This window comes from Pseudomonas sp. NFACC13-1, assembly GCF_900104425.1.
Taxonomy (GTDB): Bacteria; Pseudomonadota; Gammaproteobacteria; order Pseudomonadales; family Pseudomonadaceae; genus Aquipseudomonas; species Aquipseudomonas fluorescens_AA.
Genome location: NZ_FMXV01000006.1, coordinates 73,760 through 96,866 on the forward strand (window position 1 = coordinate 73,760; position 23,107 = coordinate 96,866).

At 62.0% G+C, this 23,107-nt stretch carries 18 protein-coding genes; 14 read left to right on the forward strand and 4 right to left on the reverse strand.

What is annotated here, in order from left to right:
* The first annotated feature begins 24 nt into the window (after positions 1–24).
* The 4 genes from BLQ55_RS10150 (at position 25) to BLQ55_RS10165 (ending at position 5,333) form a co-directional block, all read left to right on the forward strand.
* Positions 25–2,619: a TonB-dependent receptor gene (locus BLQ55_RS10150; RefSeq protein WP_092253680.1), complete on the forward strand. Its 2,595-nt coding sequence runs from the start codon at positions 25–27 to the stop codon at positions 2,617–2,619.
* Between the two features lie 169 nt (positions 2,620–2,788).
* Positions 2,789–3,379: a biliverdin-producing heme oxygenase gene (locus BLQ55_RS10155; protein WP_092253682.1), complete on the forward strand. Its 591-nt coding sequence runs from the start codon at positions 2,789–2,791 to the stop codon at positions 3,377–3,379.
* 120 nt (positions 3,380–3,499) lie between these two features.
* Positions 3,500–3,943, forward strand: coding sequence for a YbaN family protein (locus tag BLQ55_RS10160; protein WP_092203936.1), 444 nt, complete (start codon positions 3,500–3,502; stop codon positions 3,941–3,943).
* A gap of 34 nt (positions 3,944–3,977) precedes the next feature.
* The gene (locus tag BLQ55_RS10165) at positions 3,978–5,333 is read left to right on the forward strand and encodes a CoA transferase (RefSeq protein WP_092253684.1); all 1,356 of its coding nucleotides are present in this window, start codon (positions 3,978–3,980) and stop codon (positions 5,331–5,333) included.
* A gap of 131 nt (positions 5,334–5,464) precedes the next feature.
* Here BLQ55_RS10165 and arcD (BLQ55_RS10170) read toward each other — a convergent pair whose 3' ends face one another.
* On the reverse strand, positions 5,465–6,892 hold the full coding sequence (arcD, locus tag BLQ55_RS10170; protein WP_092203940.1) for an arginine-ornithine antiporter: 1,428 nt from the start codon (positions 6,890–6,892) through the stop codon (positions 5,465–5,467).
* 390 nt (positions 6,893–7,282) lie between these two features.
* Here arcD (BLQ55_RS10170) and arcD (BLQ55_RS10175) point away from each other — a divergent pair, with 390 nt between their 5' ends.
* The 6 genes from arcD (BLQ55_RS10175) (at position 7,283) to BLQ55_RS32140 (ending at position 12,993) form a co-directional block, all read left to right on the forward strand.
* Complete coding sequence (gene arcD / locus BLQ55_RS10175) at positions 7,283–8,710, forward strand: arginine-ornithine antiporter (RefSeq protein ID WP_092203942.1); 1,428 nt, start codon at positions 7,283–7,285, stop codon at positions 8,708–8,710.
* A gap of 31 nt (positions 8,711–8,741) precedes the next feature.
* Positions 8,742–9,998, forward strand: coding sequence for an arginine deiminase (gene arcA / locus BLQ55_RS10180; RefSeq protein WP_092203944.1), 1,257 nt, complete (start codon positions 8,742–8,744; stop codon positions 9,996–9,998).
* 71 nt (positions 9,999–10,069) lie between these two features.
* Positions 10,070–11,080, forward strand: coding sequence for an ornithine carbamoyltransferase (locus tag BLQ55_RS10185; protein ID WP_060738885.1), 1,011 nt, complete (start codon positions 10,070–10,072; stop codon positions 11,078–11,080).
* A 149-nt stretch (positions 11,081–11,229) separates the two neighbouring features.
* Positions 11,230–12,159 (forward strand): carbamate kinase, encoded by a 930-nt coding sequence (arcC, locus tag BLQ55_RS10190; protein ID WP_092253686.1) that lies wholly within the window; start codon positions 11,230–11,232, stop codon positions 12,157–12,159.
* A 63-nt stretch (positions 12,160–12,222) separates the two neighbouring features.
* Entirely contained in the window at positions 12,223–12,582 is a 360-nt protein-coding gene (locus tag BLQ55_RS10195; RefSeq protein WP_092203948.1) for a DUF5064 family protein, read from the forward strand.
* 234 nt (positions 12,583–12,816) lie between these two features.
* Positions 12,817–12,993, forward strand: a complete 177-nt coding sequence (locus BLQ55_RS32140) for a hypothetical protein (protein ID WP_162843733.1) — start codon at positions 12,817–12,819, stop codon at positions 12,991–12,993.
* Between the two features lie 7 nt (positions 12,994–13,000).
* Here BLQ55_RS32140 and BLQ55_RS10200 read toward each other — a convergent pair whose 3' ends face one another.
* Positions 13,001–13,894 (reverse strand): helix-turn-helix domain-containing protein, encoded by an 894-nt coding sequence (locus BLQ55_RS10200; protein WP_092203951.1) that lies wholly within the window; start codon positions 13,892–13,894, stop codon positions 13,001–13,003.
* A 175-nt stretch (positions 13,895–14,069) separates the two neighbouring features.
* Between BLQ55_RS10200 and pobA the strand changes: the two genes are divergently transcribed.
* Complete coding sequence (gene pobA, locus BLQ55_RS10205; protein ID WP_092203953.1) at positions 14,070–15,260, forward strand: 4-hydroxybenzoate 3-monooxygenase; 1,191 nt, start codon at positions 14,070–14,072, stop codon at positions 15,258–15,260.
* Between the two features lie 51 nt (positions 15,261–15,311).
* Complete coding sequence (locus BLQ55_RS10210; protein ID WP_371128526.1) at positions 15,312–16,847, forward strand: MDR family MFS transporter; 1,536 nt, start codon at positions 15,312–15,314, stop codon at positions 16,845–16,847.
* A 133-nt stretch (positions 16,848–16,980) separates the two neighbouring features.
* Here the strand turns inward: BLQ55_RS10210 and BLQ55_RS10215 are convergent, their stop codons facing one another.
* Positions 16,981–18,330, reverse strand: coding sequence for a spinster family MFS transporter (locus tag BLQ55_RS10215; RefSeq protein WP_092203957.1), 1,350 nt, complete (start codon positions 18,328–18,330; stop codon positions 16,981–16,983).
* A 360-nt stretch (positions 18,331–18,690) separates the two neighbouring features.
* On the opposite strand from BLQ55_RS10215, the gene BLQ55_RS10220 reads away from it, so the two are divergent.
* A complete protein-coding gene (locus tag BLQ55_RS10220; protein WP_092203959.1) occupies positions 18,691–20,868 on the forward strand; it encodes a hypothetical protein in 2,178 nt (725 codons plus the stop codon).
* 274 nt (positions 20,869–21,142) lie between these two features.
* On the opposite strand, the gene BLQ55_RS10225 is transcribed toward BLQ55_RS10220, so the two are convergent.
* On the reverse strand, positions 21,143–21,448 hold the full coding sequence (locus BLQ55_RS10225; RefSeq protein ID WP_092203961.1) for a DUF2288 domain-containing protein: 306 nt from the start codon (positions 21,446–21,448) through the stop codon (positions 21,143–21,145).
* Positions 21,449–21,788: 340 nt separating this feature from the next.
* Here BLQ55_RS10225 and BLQ55_RS10230 point away from each other — a divergent pair, with 340 nt between their 5' ends.
* Positions 21,789–22,916 carry a branched-chain amino acid ABC transporter substrate-binding protein gene (locus BLQ55_RS10230; protein ID WP_092203963.1) on the forward strand — a complete coding sequence of 376 codons (1,128 nt, stop codon included), beginning with the start codon at positions 21,789–21,791 and terminating at the stop codon, positions 22,914–22,916.
* Positions 22,917–23,107 lie beyond the last annotated feature (191 nt).

Below are 23,107 nucleotides of genomic sequence, written 5' to 3' on the forward strand. Positions count from 1 at the left end.
CAGATGCGACACGGAGCGCTATCGATGTCCTCTCGCCTTACTTGCCGGTTTCTTGCCCCCTCTTGCACGCTGTCACTGCTCACCGCTGCCATCCTGATGGCTGGCACCGCGCCGCTCGCCCTGGCTGCCACCACCGTGCAGCCCCCTGCCCGCAACATGGGCGACTACACCTTCGCCATCGCCCGGCAGCCACTGGTCTCGGCCTTGAATGCATTCACCGCGGTCACCGGCTGGCAAGTCGGCATGCCGGCGGAACTGGCCGAAGGCGTCGCGTCACCAGGGGTGAACGGCTCGCTGTCGCCTGAAAAAGCCCTGGAACGCCTGCTGGTGGGGACCCACCTGGACTACCGCAAGCTGGGCGACAACAGCATCGTGCTGGAAAGGCGCAGCAGCGGCAGCGCGCTGGAGCTGCAACAGGTGACCATCAGCGCCACCCGCCAGGAACAGGACATCACCAGCGTACCCAGCACGGTCACCGTCCACGACCGCCAGGAACTGGACCGCAACAACGTCAATACCCTCAAGGACCTGGTGCGCTATGAACCGGGCGTGTCGGTGGGCGGTGCGGGCCAGCGCGGCGGCATCAGTGGCTACAACATTCGTGGCATCGACGGCAACCGGATCCTGACCCAGGTCGACGGCGTGGAAGTACCCGGCGGTTTCTTCAACGGCCCCTACGCCAAGACCCAGCGCAATTACGTCGACCCGGAAATCATCAAGCGCGTGGAAATCCTCCGCGGTCCGGCCTCGGTGCTGTACGGCAGCAATGCCATAGGCGGTGCCGTCAGCTACTTCACCCTCGATCCGGACGACATTATCAAGCCCGGCCAGGACGTTGGCGCCCGCCTGAAGACCGGCTACAGCTCCGCCGACGAGAGCTGGCTCAAGTCCGCCACCGTCGCCGGCCGCAGCGGCCCATTCGACGGCCTGCTGCACTACAGCCAGCGCGACGGTCACGAAACCGAATCCTACGGCAGCCACAACGGCACCGGCCTGGACCGCACCGCCGCCAACCCGGAAGACGTGCGCGCCAATAACGTGCTGGCCAAGCTCGGCTGGAACTACAGCGATGACGCGCGCCTTGGCCTGGTCTACGAGAAATACAAGGACGACCGCGACAGCGACCTGAAAAGCGCCTACGGCGGCCCCTACGCCAACGGCCAGCCGGCGATCCCCGACTTTGTATTGCCCGGCGGCATGTACCAGTGGCGCACCGGCAACGACACCATCACCCGCGAGCGTTTCGGCCTGGAGCACAGCTTCGCCCTCGACAGCCTGCTGGCCGATCACATCAAGTGGAGCCTGAATCACCAGGTCGCCAAGACCGACCAGAGCACCGCCGAGTTCTATTTCCCGATCACCCGCCAAGTCCTGCGCACCCGGGATACCCTCTACGAAGAAAAGCAGTGGGTCTTCGATGCGCAACTGGACAAGGCCTTCAGCATTGCCGACACCGATCACGCGCTGACCTACGGCACCACGATCAAGCAACAGAAAGTCACCGGCTCGCGCAGCGGCAATGGCGTGTGCCTGGCGGTGGGTGTCGGTTGCTCTGCGGTGGGCGCCATCAGTACCCGGGACGTGCTGGCAAAAGCCAGTGATTTCCCGGACCCGACCATCAACAGCTACGCCCTGTTCGCCCAGGACCAGATCAGTTGGGACAAATGGACCTTCACGCCCGGCCTGCGCTACGACTACACCCAACTCAAGCCGCACCTGACCGAGGAATTCCTCAACACCGTGGACCCCACCAGCGGTGGTGAGGTCAGCGACAAGAACAAGACCTGGCACCGCGTCTCGCCGAAATTCGGCGTGACCTATGCCCTGACCGACCAGTACACCTGGTACGGGCAGTACGCCGAGGGTTTCCGCACCCCGACCGCCAAGGCCCTGTATGGCCGTTTCGACAACCCTGGCGCCGGCTATAGCGTGGAGCCCAACGCCGACCTGGAACCGGAAAAAAGCAAAAGCTACGAAACCGGCCTGCGTGGACGTTTCGACTCCGGCTCGTTCGATGTGACTGTGTACTACAACAAGTACCGCGATTTCATCAACGAGGACGCCATCACCCCCGGTGCCGACCAGTTGACCTTCCAGAGCAACAACATCAAGCACGCCACCATCAAGGGCGCCGAAGTCAAGGGACGCCTTGAGCTGGACGTGCTGGGCGCGCCAAAGGGCCTGTACACCCAAGGTTCGCTGGCCTACGCCTACGGTCGCAACAACGACACCGGCGAGCCGCTCAACAGCGTCAACCCGCTGACCGGCGTGTTCGGCCTGGGCTACGACCAGGAGCAGTTCGGCACGTTGCTCAGCTGGACCCTGGTCAAGAAAAAGGACCGCGTCGACGACAGCAACTTCAACTCGCCCGATGGCGTGAGCAGCCAGTTCAAGACGCCAGGCTTCGGCATCCTCGACCTGACGGGTTTCTACAAGGTGACCCGCGACGTGACCGTCAGCGGCGGCCTCTACAACCTCACCGACAAAAAATACTGGCTGTGGGATGACGTGCGCGGCTACGACAGCGTCGGCGAAGCGGCCGTGCTGAGCCCCGCCAACCTCGACCGCCTGACCGCGCCCGGGCGTAACTTCGCGGTGAACCTGATCTGGGATATCTGACCCGATTTCCCAGGCAACACAAACATCTGTGGCGAGGAGAGTCATGTGGGAGCAAGGCTTGCCCGCGATTAAGACGATGCGGTCTTCCAGAGATCGAGGCGCCTGTTTCGCGAGCAAGCTTTGCTCCCACAGCCCCTCGTCAAAACAATCTAATTCGAAGGAACTGTTCATGACCACACAACGCCCCGCTTCACGTTCCCAACGCCTGAACCAGATCACCCACGAGCCTCACAGCAAGCTCGACGCCCTGGTCAAGGCCCACGCCCCGTTCGAAACCCCGGCCAGCTTCGCCCGTTTCGTCGTCGCCCAGTACCTGTTCCAGTCGGAACTGGTGGCGCTGTACAACGACGCCGAGCTGTCCGCCCTGATTCCCGACCTGCCGGCCCGTTGCCGGGCCGATGCAGCCAGGGCGGATCTCGCCGACCTGGACACCGAAGTCCCCGCGCCGGTGGCCGGTGCGGTGAACAACCCGACCCAGGCCGAAGCCCTGGGCTGGTTGTTCGTCTCCGAAGGTTCCAAGCTCGGCGCCGCGTTCCTGATCAAGCGTGCCGTGGGCCTGGGGCTGAGCGAAACCTTCGGCGCCCGGCACCTGGCGGAACCTGCCGGCGGGCGCGCCGAAGGCTGGAAAACCTTCACCCGCACCCTCGACGGCCTGGCCTTCACCGAACAGCAGGAAGCCGAGGCGGATAAAGGCGCGCTGGATGCGTTCAACCGCTTTACCGTGCTACTGGAACAGGCTTATGCGGCCGAGCCGGCTTGATCTGTGGGAGCGAGCTTGCTCGCGATGGCGGACTTTCAGCCACCTTATTGGCTGCCTGATACACCGCTATCGCGAGCAAGCTCGCTCCCACAAGGTAAAGTGCATGTCGGATAGAAATACATGAGCCGCACGCCCTCCAGACTCACCCAACTGCTCTTCGCCCTGCTCGCCTACACCAGCCTGGCCATCGGCCTGGTCGCCATCGTCGTGCCCGGCCTGCCGACCACCGAGTTCATCCTGCTGGCCGCCTGGGCGGCGACCCGCAGTTCGCCGCGCCTGAGCGCCTGGCTGGAGAACCATCGGTTGTTCGGGCCGATGCTGCACAACTGGCGCAACGGCAAGGTCATCCCGCGCCGGGCCAAGGTGGCTGCCACCGCCAGCATGCTGCTGTGTGCCGGGCTGATGCTGGTGATGCTCGACCACGGCTGGCCGGTTTACCTGGCGCTCGTGGGCATGGGCCTGGGCAACCTGTGGATCTGGTCGCGGCCGGAACAGGCACAGGGCACTTGTGGCGAGGGCGCTTGCTCCCGCTGGGGCGCGAAGCGGCCCCCAACGGATTTTTGATCTATGATCGCCCTCTCGTACTGGAGGGCTTTCGATGTCAGATCTGCTCACGTCCATGCAAACCGCACTTGGCTTGCCCACGACCCCAATCACCTTCAGCGGCGAAGGCGCCCTGCCCTCGGCGTTCGCCGTCACGGAACTGGCCAGCGCCAGCACCGCCGTGGCGGGCCAGGCGGCCGCCGCGCTCATCCACCAGCAAACCGGCCGCCTTCCGCCCGTCGAGGTCGACCGGCGCCTGGCGTCGTTCTGGTTCTCCACCTCCCTGCGCCCCATCGGCTGGAGCGTGCCGCCGATGTGGGACCCGGTGGCCGGTGACTACGCCTGCGCCGACGGCTGGATTCGCCTGCACACCAACGCACCGCATCATCGCCTGGCCGCGGAAAAAGTCCTCGGCACCTGCACCGACCGCGCCGACATGGCGGCGAGGGTGGCCCGTTGGAACAAGGCCGAGCTGGAACAGGCCGTGGTCGATGCCGGCGGTTGCGCCGCCGAGATGCGCTCGTGGCAGTCCTGGCAGGCCCATCCCCAAGGCATGGCGGTGAATGCCGAACCGCTGGTGCAGCTGAGTGAAACGACTGCCGAACAGCGCAAGCCCTGGCTCGGCTCCGTGACCCAGCCACTGGCGGGCCTCAAGGTGTTGGACCTGACCCGCGTGCTGGCCGGCCCCGTCGCCAGCCGCTTCCTCGCCGGCCTGGGGGCCGACGTGCTGCGCATCGACCCGCCGACCTGGAATGAACCCGGCGTGGTCCCGGAAGTCACCCTGGGCAAACGCTGCGCCCGCCTCGACTTGCATCGGCCCGATGATCGCGCGGTATTCGAGGCACTGCTCAAGGACGCCGACATCCTCCTGCATGGCTATCGCGCCGACGCTCTCGAACGCCTGGGCTATGACGCCGATCAACGCCAGCGAGTCGCCCCGGGGCTGATCGACGTGAGCCTCAACGCCTATGGCTGGAGCGGCCCGTGGCAGCACCGTCGTGGCTTCGACAGCCTGGTGCAGATGAGCAGCGGCATTGCCGAAGCCGGCATGGGTTGGAAACACACCGACAAACCGGCACCGCTGCCGGTGCAGGCACTGGACCACGGCACCGGGTACCTGATGGCGGCCAGTGCCGTTGTGTTGTTGTCCCGCCGCCTGACGAACGGCCAGGGCGGTTCGGCACGCCTGTCACTGGCACGCACGGCGAAACTGTTGATCGAGCGAGGCCCAGGGGACCCGACGCCATTGCGCGCCGAAGACGATAACGATCAGGGCCTGGTGGTCGAACAAACCCCATGGGGCCCAGCCCACCGCCTGCAGGTGCCGTTGAAAATCACCGGGACGCCCCTGCAATGGACCTTGCCAGCGGCAGAGCTGGGCGCCCATCGGCCACGGTGGCAAGGAGCTTGATGTGGGAGCAAGGCTTGCCCGCGATGGAAGCGACGCAGTCTCTCAGAAATCGAGGCGCCTGTTTCGCGAGCAAGCTTTGCTCCCACATAACCCTCTCGCCACAAGGCGTCACCTCAACCTCGCGGTAAGCCTCACAGCGTCAAAAACCCACTGTACAACCCATACGCCGCCAAGCCCGCCCCGGACATCACACACGCAAAGACACCTTTTTCCACAGGGGTGAACAAGGGTTGGCGCTGTTCGCGCTTGGCCTGGGCAAACAGGATCACCCCCGGCGCGTACAACAACGCCGACAGCAGCAGGTACTTCACGCCGCCGGCATACAGCAGCCACACCGCATAGCACAGCGCAACGCCACCGATGCACAGGTCCTTCATGCGCCGGGCCGAGGCCTGCCCATAGGTTTCGCCCCGTGCGCAAAGCAACACCGCATAGGCTGCCGACCACAGGTACGGCACCAGGATCATCGATGAAGCGAGGTAGATCAGGCTGGTATAGGTGCCCGCGGAGAACAGGGTAATCAGCAAAAACAACTGGATCATGCCATTGGTCAGCCACAACGCGTTGACCGGCGCCTGGTTGGCGTTTTCCTTGGTCAGGAACGCCGGCATGGTCTTGTCCCTGGCGGTGGCATAGAGAATTTCCGCGCACAACAGCGCCCAGGACAACAGCGCGCCCAACAACGACACCGCCAGACCGAGGCTGATCAACAACGCGCCCCAAGGCCCGACGATATATTCCAGCACGCCGGCCAGTGACGGGTTCTGCAATTGCGCCAGTACAGGCTGGCTCATGATCCCCAGGGACAACACGTTCACCAGCACCAGCAGCGCCAGGACCCCGAGGAAACCGATCACCGTCGCACGCCCGACATCCGCGCGTTTTTCCGCCCGCGCCGAATAGACACTGGCGCCCTCGATGCCGATGAACACGAACACCGTGACCAGCATCATGTGGCGCACCTGGTCCATCACGCTGCCCAGGTCCGGGTTCATCTCGCCCCAGATGTCCCGGGTGAACACCTCGGCCTTGAACGCCACCGCGGCGATGACAATGAACATCACCAAGGGCACCACTTTGGCGATGGTGGTCACCAGGTTGATGAACGCCGCCTCCTTGATGCCGCGCAATACCAGGAAATGCACCGCCCACAGCAGCAATGATGCGCAGGCGATGGCCACCGGCGTGTTGCCCTGGCCGAACACCGGGAAAAAATACCCCAGGGTGCTGAACAGCAATACGAAGTAGCCGACGTTGCCCATCCAGGCACTGATCCAGTACCCCCACGCGGAAGAGAAGCCCATGTAGTCGCCGAAACCGGCCTTGGCGTAGGCATAGACACCCGAGTCCAGTTCGGGCTTGCGATTGGCCAGGGTCTGAAAGACAAAAGCGAGGGTCAGCATGCCGACGGCGGTGATGGCCCAACCGATCAGCACCGCGCCAACGTCGGCCCGGGCCGCCATGTTTTGTGGCAGGGAAAATATCCCGCCACCGATCATCGATCCCACCACCAGCGCCACCAGCGCACCGAGTCGTAACTTTTCAATCGGCTGCGGCATCTTTCTCGCTCATTAAGTAAATAATGCGTCATAACGTTTATAAATAACGTCACGCGCACAAAGTCCGAGGGATTATTACCCCGGCCATTATTCAGGACAGCAATAAGAAAGGCCACGCCAGACGATTATCTTTGTCATGAAAACAAATACAAAATAGTTGCGGTTCAGAAAAAATCAACTAGCGTGAATAGTCCTACGGGATGAATCCCGCCTCGCAGCACCTTGCCGAAGCCTCTAAAACGGGCCTCACGGCAACTTATGGACATGAAGAAAGGCACTTAACCTCTTCATTAACAATGGAATGTTGTCATGTACTGATCCAGATCAGGTATTCAACATTTAAATCGACTTATTCTGTCGACTCTCTTCTCCTGCATTGGAGTCTCGCAAATGTCTGATACCCCCGGAAAACTTCGATTGGGTGCGCTAGTTGCACTGGTTGTCGGCTCCATGATCGGCGGCGGGATATTTTCCCTGCCACAAAACATGGCCGCCAGCGCCGATGTCGGTGCGGTACTGATTGGCTGGGCCATTACCGCTGTCGGCATGCTGACCCTCGCTTTTGTCTTTCAGACCCTGGCCAATCGCAAGCCCGACCTGGATGGCGGCGTGTATGTCTACGCCAAGGCCGGGTTCGGCGACTACATGGGTTTCTCGTCGGCCTGGGGCTACTGGATCAGCGCCTGGCTGGGCAACGTCGGCTACTTCGTACTGCTGTTCAGTACCCTGGGCTACTTCTTCCCGATTTTCGGTGAAGGCAACACCGTTGCCGCGGTGATCGGCGCCTCGGTGTTGTTGTGGGCGGTGCATTTCCTGGTATTGCGCGGCATCAAGGAAGCGGCATTCATCAATCTCGTGACCACCATCGCCAAGGTCGTGCCACTGGTGTTGTTCGTGCTCATCGCCGTGTTCGCCTTCAAGCTGGATATCTTCACCAGGGATATCTGGGGCACGATGAACCCGGACCTGGGCAGCGTGATGAACCAGGTGCGCAACATGATGCTGGTCACCGTGTGGGTGTTCATCGGCATCGAGGGCGCCAGCATCTTCTCGGCACGGGCCGAGAAACGCTCCGACGTCGGCAAGGCCACGGTCATCGGTTTCATCACCGTGCTGCTGTTCCTGGTGCTGGTCAACGTGCTGTCACTGGGCATCATGACCCAACCTGAACTGGCCAAGCTGCAGAACCCGTCCATGGCCGCCGTGCTGGAGCACGTGGTGGGCCATTGGGGCGCGGTGCTGATCAGCGTCGGCCTGATCATCTCGCTGCTCGGCGCCCTGCTGTCCTGGGTGCTGCTGTGCGCCGAGATCATGTTCGCCGCCGCCAAAGACCACACCATGCCCGAGTTCCTGCGCCGGGAGAACGCCAACCACGTACCGGCCAACGCCCTGTGGCTGACCAACGCGATGGTCCAGCTGTTTCTGGTCATCACCCTGTTCTCGGCCAGCACGTACCTGTCACTGATCTACCTCGCCACCTCGATGATCCTGGTGCCATACCTGTGGTCGGCGGCCTACGCCGTGCTGCTGGCAGTGCGCGGCGAGACCTACGAAGGCTTCGCGGCCGAGCGGCGCAAGGATCTGGTCATCGGCGCCATCGCCCTGATCTACGCGGTGTGGCTGCTCTATGCCGGCGGGATCAAGTACCTGCTGCTCTCCGCCCTGCTCTATGCCCCCGGCGCGATTCTGTTCGCCAAGGCCAAGCGCGAGTTGGGCAAACCGGTTTTCACCTCTGTCGAGAAGCTGATTTTCGCCGCAGTGATCGCAGGCGCCCTGGTGGCCGCCTATGGGCTCTACGACGGCTTCCTGACCTTGTAGCTGGCTGATTGTTTTAACAGGAGGATTTGTAATGACCACGGAAAAAGTGAAGTACGGCGTTCATTCCGAAGCCGGTAAATTACGTAAAGTCATGGTGTGCTCCCCAGGCCTGGCCCATCAACGCTTGACCCCGAACAACTGCGACGAGCTGCTGTTCGACGACGTGATCTGGGTCAACCAGGCCAAACGCGACCATTTCGATTTCGTCACCAAGATGCGCGAGCGTGACATCGAGGTGCTGGAAATGCACAACCTGCTGACCGACATCGTCGCCGTCCCCGAAGCCCTGGACTGGATCCTGCAGCGCAAGATCACCGCCAACTCGGTGGGCCTGGGCCTGGTGAACGAAGTCGGTTCGTGGCTGCGCAGCCTGGAGCCACGCCATATCGCCGAGTTCCTGATTGGCGGCGTCTCGGCCGACGACCTGCCGGACAGCTTCGGTGGCAAGACCATCCAGATGTTCCGCGACTTCCTCGGGCACTCCAGCTTCATCCTGCCACCGCTGCCCAATACCCAATTCACCCGTGACACCACCTGCTGGATCTACGGCGGCGTGACCCTGAACCCGATGTACTGGCCGGCGCGACGCCAGGAAACCCTGCTGACCACTGCCATCTACAAGTTCCACCCCGAGTTCACCCAGGCTGACTTTCAGATCTGGTACGGCGACCCGGACCAGGAGCATGGCAACGCCACCCTCGAAGGTGGCGACGTGATGCCCATTGGCAACGGCGTGGTGCTGATCGGCATGGGCGAACGCTCGTCCCGCCAGGCCATCGGCCAACTGGCGCTGAACCTGTTCAAGCACAAGGCCGTGGAGCGGGTGATCGTCGCCGGCTTGCCAAGATCCCGCGCCGCCATGCACCTGGACACGGTGTTCAGCTTCTGCGACCGCGACCTGGTCACGGTTTTCCCGGAAGTGGTGGGCCAGATCGTCGCCTTCTCCCTGCGCCCTGACGAAAGCAAGCCCGGCGGCATCGACGTACGCCGCGAAGAAGGCAGCTTCCTCGACACCGTGGCCGCCGCCCTCAAGCTGCCGGCCTTGCGCGTGGTGGAAACCGGCGGCAATAGCTTCGCCGCCGAGCGCGAACAATGGGACGACGGCAACAACGTGGTGGCCGTGGAGCCGGGCGTGGTGATCGGCTATGACCGCAACACCTACACCAACACCCTGCTGCGCAAGGCCGGGGTGGAAGTCATCACCATCAGCGCCAGCGAGCTGGGCCGCGGCCGCGGCGGTGGCCACTGCATGACCTGCCCGATCATCCGCGACCCGATCGACTACTGACCTTTGAGCCTGGGCCGGTATCGAGCCGATAGCCGCCCAGGGGATAACCTACACCTGAGGAGATCCATATCATGGCTTTCAACATGCGCAACCGCAGCCTGCTGAGCTTGATGCACCACACCAACCGCGAGCTGCACTACCTGCTGGACCTGTCCCGCGACCTCAAGCGTGCCAAGTACACCGGCACCGAACAACCGCACCTCAAGGGCAAGAACATCGCGCTGATCTTCGAGAAGACCTCGACTCGCACCCGCTGTGCCTTCGAGGTCGCGGCCCACGATCAGGGCGCCCACGTCACCTACATCGACCCGGTGTCGTCGCAGATCGGCCACAAGGAAAGCATGAAAGACACCGCCCGGGTCCTGGGGCGGATGTTCGACGCCATCGAATACCGGGGCTTCGAACAGGAGATCGTCGAGGAACTGGCCAAGTTCGCCGGGGTGCCGGTGTTCAACGGCCTGACCGCCGAATTCCACCCCACCCAGATGATCGCCGACACCCTGACCATGCGCGAACACAGCGACAAGCCGCTGCATGACATCAGCTACGCGTACCTGGGCGATGCCCGCTACAACATGGGCAATTCGCTGTTGATGATCGGCGCCAAACTGGGCATGGACGTGCGCATCGGCGCGCCGAAAGCCCTGTGGCCGCATCAGGATTTCATCGACCAGTGCCAGGCCTTCGCCGCCGAGAGCGGCGGGCGCATCACCATCACCGAGGATCCGAAGGCCGCCGTCAAGGGCGTGGACTTCATCCACACCGATATCTGGGTGTCCATGGGCGAACCGGTGGAAGCCTGGGATGAACGCATCGAGCAATTGCTGCCCTACCAGGTCAACGCGCAAATGATGAAAGCCTCGGGCAACCCACGGGTGAAATTCATGCATTGCCTGCCGGCGTTCCACAACAGCGAAACCAAGGTCGGCAAGGACATCGCCGCCCGCTATCCGAACCTGGCCAATGGCGTGGAAGTGACCGAAGAGGTGTTCGAGTCCCCGGCCAACATCGCGTTCGAGCAGGCGGAGAATCGCATGCACACCATCAAGGCGATCCTGGTGTCGGCGTTGGCGGATATCTGAAGCCAACGCAGTTCCCTTGTGGGAGCGAGCTTGCTCGCGATGGCGGAGTGTCAGCTTGCGCGGATGTCGAATGTGCCGCCGTCATCGCGAGCAAGCTCGCTCCCACAGGGAGGACTGCGTTCCCGATCCATTTTTGAAAGGACAGCACCATGCGCATCGTCGTTGCCCTGGGCGGTAACGCCCTCCTGCGTCGGGGTGAACCCCTGACCGCTGCCAACCAACGCAGCAACATCCGCACCGCGACCGGACAGATCGCCAGGATCCACCCCGGCAACCAACTGGTCATCGCCCACGGCAACGGCCCGCAGGTCGGCCTGCTGTCGTTGCAGGCGGCGGCCTACACCGCGGTCACACCGTATCCGCTGGACGTGCTCGGCGCCGAAACCGAAGGCATGATCGGCTACATCATCGAACAGGAACTGGGCAATCTGCTGGACTTCGAAGTCCCCTTCGCCACACTGCTGACCCAGGTCGAAGTGGATGGCAACGACCCGGCCTTCCAGACCCCCACCAAGCCCATCGGCCCGGTCTACAGCCAGCAAGAGGCGCAGAAGCTGGCGGCTGAAAAAGGCTGGACCATCGCCCCGGACGGCGACAAGTTCCGCCGGGTGGTCGCCAGCCCACGGCCCAAGCGCATCTTTGAGATCCGTCCGATCAAGTGGCTGCTGGAAAAAGGCAGCATCGTGATCTGCGCCGGCGGTGGCGGTATTCCGACGATGTACGACGCCGACGGCAAGCTGCAGGGCGTGGAAGCGGTGATCGACAAGGACCTGTGCTCGGCGCTGCTGGCCGAACAGTTGGAAAGCGATCTGCTGGTGATCGCCACCGACGTCAACGCCGCGTTCGTCGACTTCGGCAAGCCGACCCAGAAAGCCATCGCCCAGGCCCACCCCGACGAAATGGAAAAGCTCGGCTTCGCCGCCGGCTCCATGGGGCCGAAGGTGCAGGCCGCCTGCGAGTTCGCGCGCAACACGGGCAAGGTCGCGGTGATCGGGTCGCTGTCGGACATCGATGCTATCGTCCAGGGTCAGGCCGGCACCCGCATCAGCACGTCGACACCTGGCATCGCTTATCGATAACAGGAAACTTGCAGGGCGGATCCAGGGTCTGCCCTACACCCACGCCTTCGAGGAGAGTCGTTTATGGCCATGTTCGAACCCGGTCACCTGCACATGGAACGCCACGCGCTGAACAAGAATGACTTCAGCTACAACCTGTGCATCGACTACAAGGTTGAGCAAGACCCCAAGGAAGGCACCGGCATGTCGTTCCGGGTGCATGGCAAGGTGGAGGACAAATCCCTGGACGAGACCTTCTTCCTGGCCAAGGACCAGGCCTTCGACTTCGCCCGCCACGCCACGCGCATCGCCCAGAAATACGGCCTGCCCAAGACCGCCAGCATCGGCTCGATGCACGAGTACTACGACAAAATGTTCGAAGACGTGCGCAAGCAACTGGACGTCAAGCCGGGCGATCCGATGAAGCCGGAACACTTGGCATAACCTGGCTAAAAGACCACCCCAATCCCTTGTGGGAGCGAGCTTGCTCGCGATAGCGGTAGATCAGTCGAGACACATAGTGACTGACCCACCCTCATCGCGAGCAAGCTCGCTCCCACAAGAGCTATCAGTGTTCTGAATAGTGGGTTAAACACACTCACTGCCTGGCTGGCAACCCGCCACGGCTGACCTATGCTGAAAGTAGTACCCCCGGGTATTCGTTCAGAGGTCACCGCCATGAACATCAAAACAAGAAGACGCCTCGCTATTTTCGTCACCTGCGCCGCCACGCTTGCGCTGTATGGCACCGCGGCCTACCGGGTCGAGCAGGCCAGGCAACTGCCCCGTGAATACGCCAGCTGCAACTTCGAACGCTGCATCCCCCACAGCGCAACCCTGAACGCCCTGCGCTGAGGCGTGGTCAGTCGTCCTGCTGATCGGTCTTGAGCCGGTCCCGGAACGCCTTGGGCGAGATCCCGACGCGCCGGCGGAACAGCCGGGTGAAGTTGGTCGGGTCGGAAAACCCGAGCAGTTCGGAAATCTCGTAGATGGTCATGCCGGTGTAGGTCAGCAGGCGCTTGGCTTCCAACAGCTGGCGCTCGTGCATGATCTGCAACGCCGGTTGCCCCGCCAGCTCCCGGCAGGTGCCGTTGAGGTGCGACACGGAAATGCCCAGGCGATGGGCCAGGTCTTCGACCTTGACGTGCTCGCGATAGGTTTCTTCCACCAACTGAATGAACCCGTTGAGGTATTCCCGGGCCCGTTGCGGGCGCTGGGCCTGGGTGTGTCGCTGCATCACCTGGCGGCTGACCCAGACCATGATCACGCTGACCAGCGCATGCATCAGCATTTCCCGAGCTGGCTGGTGCCCCATGTATTCATTCTGCAGGGCGCTGAACAGGCTGTTGAGGTACTCGGCATTCTCGAGGGCGGGGTAGCTTTCGGCCTGGGCCAGCACATTGACCGAATGCCCCAGTTGCGCTTGCAGGTGCGTGACCAGCGGCGCCGCCAGCGTCACCACGTAACCTTCCACATCCTCGGAAAAACGAAAGCCATGGACCGACAGCGGCGGCAGGATCTGCACGGCCGGCTCGGTGAGCTGCGTGCGCCGACCTTCGATTTCCAGTTCCGCCTGGCCCTTGAAGACAAACAGCAACTGGCACAGGTCGGCGTGCCGATGGGGTTTGATTTCCCAGTGATGCTCGCGGCTGCGCTTGGAGATGGTTTCGCAGTGCAGCAGGTCCGGGGTCGGCCATTCCTGGCTCTCACCGTAGAGCTTGAACACCGGGATCGAAGGCAGGTCAGGTTTTTTCATAACGTGGATCCGGGCCTGGGGTTGCGGGCGATAATCGCACCAATTGGCAGAAAGTACAGGTATCGGCTCAGTTTTCCCCTTCAACTGACAGGTCCGCAAGCGAAAAATGTAGGCACTCGATTTCTAATAATCAACACCGACCCTGGTCGCGTGCTTCGTGCGAGTCATAAGAACAATGAAAACACTCAAGACCCAAGTCGCTATTATCGGCGCCGGCCCCTCTGGCCTGCTGCTCGGCCAGTTGCTGCACAACGCCGGCATCGACACTGTCATCCTCGAACGCCAGACCCCGGACTATGTACTGGGCCGCATCCGCGCCGGTGTGCTGGAGCAAGGCATGGTCGAACTGCTGCGCCAGGCCGGCGTCGGTCAACGCATGGACGCCGAAGGCCTGCCCCATGACGGCTTTGAACTGGTGCTCAACGACCGGCGGGTGCACATCGACCTCAAGGGCCTGACTGGCGGTAAAAACGTTATGGTCTACGGCCAGACCGAAGTGACCCGTGACCTGATGGCCGCCCGCGAAGCCGCCGGCGCCCGCACGTTGTACCTGGCCAGCAACGCCCAGCCCCACGATATGCAAACCGAGCACCCTTTCGTGACCTTCGAGCATGACGGGCAAACCTTGCGCCTGGACTGCGACTACATTGCCGGTTGCGACGGTTTCCACGGCGTGGCGCGACAGTCCATTCCGGCGGAAAAACTCAAGGTTTTCGAACGCGTCTACCCGTTTGGCTGGCTCGGCGTGCTGGCCGACACCCCGCCGGTTCATGAAGAGCTGGTCTACGCTCGGCATGCCCGCGGTTTTGCCCTGTGCAGCATGCGTTCCAAGACCCGCACCCGTTACTACCTGCAAGTCCCCGCCGAGGAGCAAGTGGCCGACTGGCCGGACGAACGTTTCTGGCATGAACTGAAAAACCGCCTGCCCACCGACCTGGCCGAGGCCTTGGTGACCGGCCCGTCCATCGAGAAAAGCATCGCGCCGCTGCGCAGCTTCGTGGTCGAGCCGATGCAGTACGGGCGGATGTTCCTGGTGGGCGACGCGGCCCACATCGTCCCACCGACCGGGGCCAAGGGGCTGAACCTGGCCGCCAGCGATGTCAGCACGTTGTTCAACATCCTGCTCAAGGTCTATCGCGACGGCCGTGTGGACTTGCTGGAACAGTATTCGGCCATCTGCCTGCGGCGCGTCTGGAAAGCCGAACGGTTCTCGTGGTGGATGACTTCGATGCTGCACCGCTTCGACGACGATGCGTTCAACCAGCGCATCAGCGAAGCCGAGCTGGAATACTTCCTCGACTCCGAGGCCGGCCGAAAAACCATTGCGGAAAATTACGTCGGACTTCCTTACGAGGCTATCGAATAGCCGCCTACCGACTTAAACTGCGGGCTTCATCCCATTCGCCTCTTCAGCGCAATGCCCGCAGGTTCTGCCGTGACTCAGCTCAATACACTCCAAGCTCCGAAACCGGCCATCCGCAGCGTGCTGGTGGCCCTGATGCTGGCGATTTTCCTGGGTGCGCTGGACCAGACCATCGTCGCCGTCTCGATGCCGGCCATTTCCGCACAATTTGCCGACGTCAGCCTGCTGGCCTGGGTGATTTCCGGCTACATGGTCGCCATGACCGTGGCGGTGCCCATCTACGGCAAGCTCGGTGACCTCTACGGACGCCGGCCGTTGATGCTGTTCGGCATGGGCCTGTTCACCCTGGCCTCGCTGTTCTGTGGCCTGGCACAAAACATGGAGCAACTGGTGCTGGCGCGGATCGTCCAGGGCATCGGCGCCGGCGGGATGATTTCGGTGAGCCAGGCGATCATCGGCGACATCATCCCGCCCCGCGAGCGGGGTCGCTACCAAGGGTATTTCAGCAGCATGTACGCGGTGGCCAGCGTGGCCGGGCCGGTACTCGGGGGCTACATGACCGAATACTTGTCGTGGCGCTGGGTGTTCTGGATCAACCTGCCGCTGGGCCTCACGGCCTGGTGGGTGGCCCGACGCACCCTGGTGGGGCTGCCCGTACCGCAACGCACGCCGATCATCGATTACCTGGGCACCGTGTTGCTGATCATTGGCCTGACGGCGTTGCTGCTGGGGATCACCGAGGTCGGCCAGGGCCATGCCTGGCACAGCCGTGAAGTGCTGGGATTACTGGGTTGCGCGGGGATAGCCCTGGGGGTGTTCGCCTGGCACGAGCGCCGGGCGCGGGAACCGTTGCTGCCGATGCACCTGTTCGCCAACCGCAGCGCGGTGCTGTGCTGGTGCACGGTGTTCTTCACCAGTTTCCAGGCGATTTCCCTGACGGTGCTGGTGCCGTTGCGCTTCCAGAGCATGACCGGCGCCGGTGCCGACAGTGCGGCGTTGCACTTGCTGCCGCTGGCCATAGGGCTGCCGCTCGGCGCGTATATCGCCGGCCGCCGGACCTCGGTCACGGGGCGCTACAAACCGATGATCCTCAGCGGCGCACTGCTCTTTCCCTTCGCCATCCTCGGCATGGCCTTCACTGCGCCTGACGCGCTCTGGCTCAGCAGCCTGTTCATGCTGCTCTGCGGCATCGCCTCCGGCATGCAGTTCCCCACGTCGCTGGTGGGGTCACAGAACGCCGTCCACCAACAGGACATCGGCGTCGCCACCAGCACCACCAACCTGTTCCGCTCCCTCGGCGGCGCGGTGGGCGTGGCGTTGATGTCGGCCTTGCTGCTGGCCTTGCTACAGGACTCAAGCCTGGCCCAACTCGCCGGCGCGTCATTGATCGGTGAAGGACATGCCGGCAACGTCTTGCTGGACGGCCTCAACGCCGCCCCGGGCGAGGCCCGGAACGCCTTGCGCCAGGCATTGCAGGCGACATTCCGGCATTTGCTGTTGATCAGCGCGGCGGTATCGCTGTTGGGGCTGGCGGCCGCGGTGGCGATGCCCAATCGCTTGCTGCGTGGGCGGGATGAGAAGGCTGGGTAACCTGTATCGGTGAAGAAGGATTGTGGGAGCAAAGCTTGCTCGCGAAACAGGCACCTCGGTTTTTTGAAAGACCGCATCGCCTTCATCGCGGGCAAGCCTTGCTCCCACACAAGCCTTGCTCGCACAAATGCTATCAAGCCGTCGCCGCGACACCCTCTGGCATCACCTGCGCGCTCATCCCGTCCTTCATCCGCTTGGCATCGCGCACGAAGCAGCGTGACGCCAGGAACAGGAACACCATGGTCAAGAGCAGCGCCACCGGGATCAGGTACATCGCGTCGTGCAGGCCGATGGCCTTGAATGCTTCGGTCATCTGGTCGACACCCGCGGTGGCCATGGCCGTGCGGGCGAAGTAGTCGGACAAGCCGCCCACCACCACCGGCCCCAGGCCGCCGCCGAGCAAATACAGCCCGGCAAAGTACAACGCCATCGCCGTGGCGCGCAGGCGCGGCTCCACCACGTCCTGGATCGCGGTGTAGACGCAGGTGTAAAAGTTATAGGCAAACAGCCAACCCACGCTGAACACCGCCACGAACACGCCGATTTCAATGCGCCCGGCATGCAGGGCCCAGGCCGTGGTGACCGTCGAAATCGCCAGGCTGAAGGCTGCAAACAGCAGGCGGCCGTTGGGCACGCGCTGGTGAATCTTGTCCGCGACCCAGCCACCCAGGGTGAGCCCGAACAACCCCGTCACGCCCACCATGATCCCGGTGGCCACGGCCGCCTCGTGCAACGGCATCAGGAAATAACGTTGCAGCATCGGCACCAGGAAGGAGTTGCAGGCATAGGTGGCGAAGTTGAAGCACAGCCCCGCCAGCACCAGCCACAGGAAGGTGGGAATCGCCAGCACCCGGCGCACCGGCTTGTCGATCTTTTCCTGGGAGACCTGCACGGTTTCCGCCGCACCGCGCTTGGGCTCCTTGATGAAAAACATGAACACCGCCAGCACCAGCCCCGGTACCGCCGCGATGAAGAACGGCGCACGCCAGCTGTCGAACGCCTTGACCATCGCGCCAATGGTGAAAAACGCCAACAGCAGGCCCAGGGGCAGGCCGAGCATGAAGATGCCCATCGCCCGAGCCCGGCGGTGGGCCGGGAACAGGTCGCCAATCAGTGAGTTGGCGGCTGGCGCGTAGCTGGCCTCGCCGATGCCGACGCCCATGCGCACCACCAGGAACGCCCAGAAACTGCCCACCAGGCCGTTCACCGCCGTCAGTCCGCTCCAGGCCGCCAGGCCCCAGCCCATCAACTTGCTGCGCGAACCGGTATCGGCCATGCGCCCCAGCGGCAAGCCGGCAATGGCATAAACGATGGTGAAGGCGGTGCCGATGATGCCGATCTGGAAATCGCTGAGGCTCCACTCCATGCGGATCGGCTCGATGATGATCGCCGGAATGGTGCGGTCGAAGAAATTGAACAGGTTGGCCAGGAACAACAGGAACAGAATGCGCCAGGCATTCGCCGCTTGGGTCGAGTTCTGCATGGGTCCGTCTCTTTTATTGTTATGGGCCAACGGTCCGTGGCCTGGATATGCAATCTAGACAGCGCTACGGGAGCTGTCTCCAATCATTCGCAAGACTGATACCCCCCCATGGGACGCGGCGTATTTCTTGATGCCCATCAAGCTTCTGTAACAATTGCCACCATTTTGCCTTTTGCTGGTTAAAGATCGAAGTCCGGTGGCCGATTCAACGTGATCAGGAAAAAGATTATCCCAAGCGCTGCTCAGGCCGCAGCCCTGGCCGCTTGGACCGATTTTCGCGTTTATCCAGGCGCGAACTCCCATCCGCGAGTGTTCGATGACCGCATTCGTCGAGCCACCAGTTCAGGCACATGGCGCACAATGACTTCCAAAAAAACAGCCACTGCGGTATCCGATCTGACCTTGAGCCCCGCCGCCAACGGCCCGGAAGTCTCGAAGCCATCGAGCCCCCCGCGCCCTCTGTCGACCCAGCAATATCTGTATTTCACCGAAACCAACACCGACCGTATCCTCGATAACCTCGACGGCCTGCGTGACACCGTGTTCCCGCGTCCGCCGCACCTGGTGGACGACGAATACGACCGCGCGCAACAGGAATTCCCGTCGGTGTGCCTGATCGGTCTGGGTCGCTGCGGCTCCAACATCGCCCTGGACGTGGCCGAGCTGGTGTACAACGCCCGCAAGTTCTACCTCAACGAATTCAACGCCGAAGACAAAGGCTACAGTGACAAAGGCCACAGCCCCGCACAATGGATCCGCAACAACCTGCGCCTGGGCACCAGCAAGGCCAGCAAACCGGTGTTCCTGGTGGAGCCGCTGGTGATGCTCGGCGACCTGGACAAGGACATCGCCGGGCGCATCCGTTTCTCGCGCAAGGGCGAAAAAAGCGGCTTCTTGCGCGACTACAGCAAGATGAAAATCATGGACCTGTCGGAAGTCCACGCCGGTGGCGCCGGTAACGCGCCGATCCTCGGCCAGTACCTGGCCAAGATCATCCTGAACAAGGACACCCAGCGCTTCTCCAGCCCCGACTGGAAAATGATCCACTCGTACCTGATCGACAGCTGCGGCATCAAGGCCAACCAATCGCGCCTGTACTTCTCGATCTTCAGCGCTGGCGGCGGTACCGGTTCGGGCATGGCCTCGGAGTTCGGCCTGGCCCAGCAGTACTCGTACATGAACAAGACGTTCGACACCAAGCCGATGGACGAACACGACAGCAAGAGCGGCCACTCCTTCGTCTTCGAGCCGATCTTCACCAGCGGCATCTGCGTGCTGCCGAACATTTCCGACCACCGCAGCGAAATGTCCGAAGCCTTGCACATCAACGCCGGACGCCTGCTGTGCAAGTACCTGTCGGAAGAATGGGATTTCTCGTACAACTTCGCCAACGAAGACAGCAGCGAAGCCAGCGTGATGGGCCGTATCCGCCCGTGGAACGCGATGATGCTGATCTCCAACGACATCATGCGCTACGCCGAAGAAAGCGATGACGGCAACATCCAGAACATCGATGTCAACGCCATGGAGAAGCACGCCAACCAGTACATCTCCCAGCAGATCTTCAACATCCTGACGGCCCAGGCCGTCACCACCGACTACGACCAGAATTACTTCCGCCGTGCCGGCATCGACATCGGCGAAACCATTCGCCTGGACGCCAACGACCTGTTCATGAGCCTGGCCGGCCCGGTGGCAATCGCCTACGCCGAGTCTGTCGTCCCGGAAACCCCGGCACCGAGCGGCGACAAGTTCAAGGTGTTCGAGAAAGAGCCGCCGCGCCTGAACATCGACGACCTGTTCTTCCGCTCCATCGACCTGCCGCACTTCAACAAAGTCACCCAGGCCATCGAAGGCATCAGCCTGTTGCCGATCGAATCCAAGCGCTACCGCGCCTCGCTGGAGCAATACAAGAATTCCGGCTACGACGCCGCGGCCCTGCATGACCTGCACTTCTTCAAGAACTGCTCGTCGGTGGTGTCCATCGTCTCCTTGCCCAAGGACTACAAGCTGTCCTACATGGACCTGAACCGGCTCAAGACCCACCTCAACAGCCTGTTCCCCAACACCACGCTCAAGCGTTACGCGTTGGTGATCGGCGCCTCGGCGAACCTGTCGCTGACCACCCTGATCGCCAAGAGCCCGTGCCTGTCGGATGATTTCCTGACCTTGATCGTGGCCTTCATCAAACGCTGCTTCGCCCGCACCCCGTACCGTTTCGACGACACCCTGGACAACTCGATCCTGGACTTCATCATCAATGAAGACTTCGACGAAGCACGCATCGACGACCTGCTCAACGAATTCGAAAACCCGGCGAAGATCCTCGACACCAACTGGTACGCGATCAAGCCGATGTACGAGAAGAAGTACCGCGAGCTGATCAATGACAAGGACAAGTTCGTCTCGATCAACGACATCCGCCTGTCCCGCGACTGCGTGAAGAAATCCATCAAGTACCTGCGCGAGATCTACCGTCACCGCATTGGCAAGACCAAGGTCATTTCTCTGAATAACCACACTGGCAGGACTTACTGAGGTGTTGCCTTAAAAGATCGCAGCCTTCGGCAGCTCCTACGGGCTGCGGTTCACATGAAACCGCGGCACCCCTGTAGGAGCTGCCGCAGGCTGCGATCTTTTGCGCTTCTCAATATCCAGAAACAATTGAGCAGCCCAAAGGCTGCTCCATGAACTGTTCCCGTTACGTATACGTCACCCTGCCCTGTGGCGTTTCGCCACGGCAGGGTGCTATCACGCTACTCACCTACACACTTTTACAAACACAAAAACACGAACCAACTTGGTGCACCGATCAATTCGACGCCCTTTCCTGGATCATAATCCACGGCGAAACCACCACCGCCCAAAGCTGCGGATCGCGCTTCAGAAAATCCAGCGCCCGCGTTTCAGACAGCTTGGCGAGCTGGTCGGCAGCCAGCCAGGCGGCGACTTTGGTACCTTCGTCCCGGGCGACGGCCTCGGCGGCGGCGATCAAATCCAGTGCCGGATCGACCCACAATAGGGCACCCTTGGCAAAGAACGGCTCCAGCTCTTTCCAGGTGATGGATGCGGTTTCTCCAAGCAGCTTGGCATAGAGGGTGCTAGGTTCTTGATTCATGGGACCTGTCCGGAAAAGAAATCGGCGCGAATGATAACGTCGGTGGTCTGGCAGAAAAACCCGGTAGCAAATTGCGGTACCGATTGAAAAGCGCAGGAAAGCCAAGGATTGCCGAAACGACCGGACAACCCCCGCCGCTATTCTGTCTTTTTCTTTCAATTAAGCGACACCCCCAGGTTTTGCCCCCAAGCGCCAGCTTCCCTTGCCAACAATGGGCGCTCTACACTGTACCGGTACAGTTGCCGGGGGCATTTTCCGCGAGGGTATCCAAGATATCTGACCCGGTTCTGCTGCTACGGCGCCAGGACTATAAAAACTACAACAGCATGAGTGGAGCACTATGACTAAGGCTACTAAGCAGATTTCCAAACTGTTTGCCGCTATGGTTCTGGCCGGGGTTGCCAGCCATTCGTTTGCCGCCGACACCATCAAGATCGGCATCGCCGGCCCCAAGACCGGCCCTGTAGCCCAATACGGCGACATGCAGTTCAGTGGCGCGAAAATGGCCATCGAGCAGATCAACGCCAAGGGCGGCGTCGACGGCAAGCAGCTCGTCGCCGTCGAATACGACGACGCCTGTGATCCAAAACAAGCGGTCGCGGTCGCGAACAAAGTCGTCAACGACGGCGTCAAGTTCGTGGTCGGCCACCTGTGCTCCAGCTCCACCCAGCCAGCTTCCGACATCTACGAAGACGAAGGCGTGGTCATGATCACCCCGGCGGCTACCAGCCCGGACATCACCGCTCGCGGCTACAAGATGATCTTCCGCACCATCGGCCTGGACAGCGCCCAAGGCCCTGCGGCCGGCAACTACATCGCCGACCACGTCAAGCCGAAGATCGTTGCGGTCCTGCACGACAAGCAGCAGTACGGTGAAGGCATCGCCAGCGCCGTGAAGAAAACCCTCGAAGGCAAAGGCGTGAAAGTGGCCGTCTTCGAAGGCGTGAACGCCGGCGACAAGGACTTCTCCTCGATGATCGCCAAGCTCAAGCAAGCCAACGTCGATTTCGTCTACTACGGCGGCTACCACCCGGAGCTGGGCCTGATCCTGCGTCAAGCCCAGGAAAAAGGCCTGAAGGCCAAGTTCATGGGTCCGGAAGGCGTGGGTAACGACTCCATCTCGCAAATCGCCAAGGAATCCTCCGAAGGCCTGCTGGTGACCCTGCCGAAATCCTTCGACCAGGATCCGGCCAACGTTGCCCTGGCTGACGCGTTCAAGGCCAAGAAAGAAGACCCGAGCGGTCCGTTCGTGTTCCCGTCCTACTCCGCTGTCCAGGTGATTGCCCAGGCCATCACCACAGCCAAGAGCGAAGACGCGGGCAAAGTGGCCGAAGCCATCCACGCCGGCACCTTCAAGACACCAACGGGCGACCTGAGCTTCGACGCGAAGGGCGACCTGAAGGACTTCAAGTTTGTGGTCTACGAGTGGCATTTCGGCAAACCTAAAACCGAAGCTTCGCCTCAGTAAGGCCTAGCCTGACTGACTGCCAATAAAGCCCACGGCGTGCCGTGGGCTTTGTTTTAAATGTATTGGGCCGCGCTGGCGTGATCCGCCAGCCTCCCCACCTGAAAATCTCAAAACCGTCATCAGCGGTTCGCTGGCAAACCTCGTGTTCGAAGTGGATGCAGATCCACGGGGCCCGGGCGGGAAAATGACTC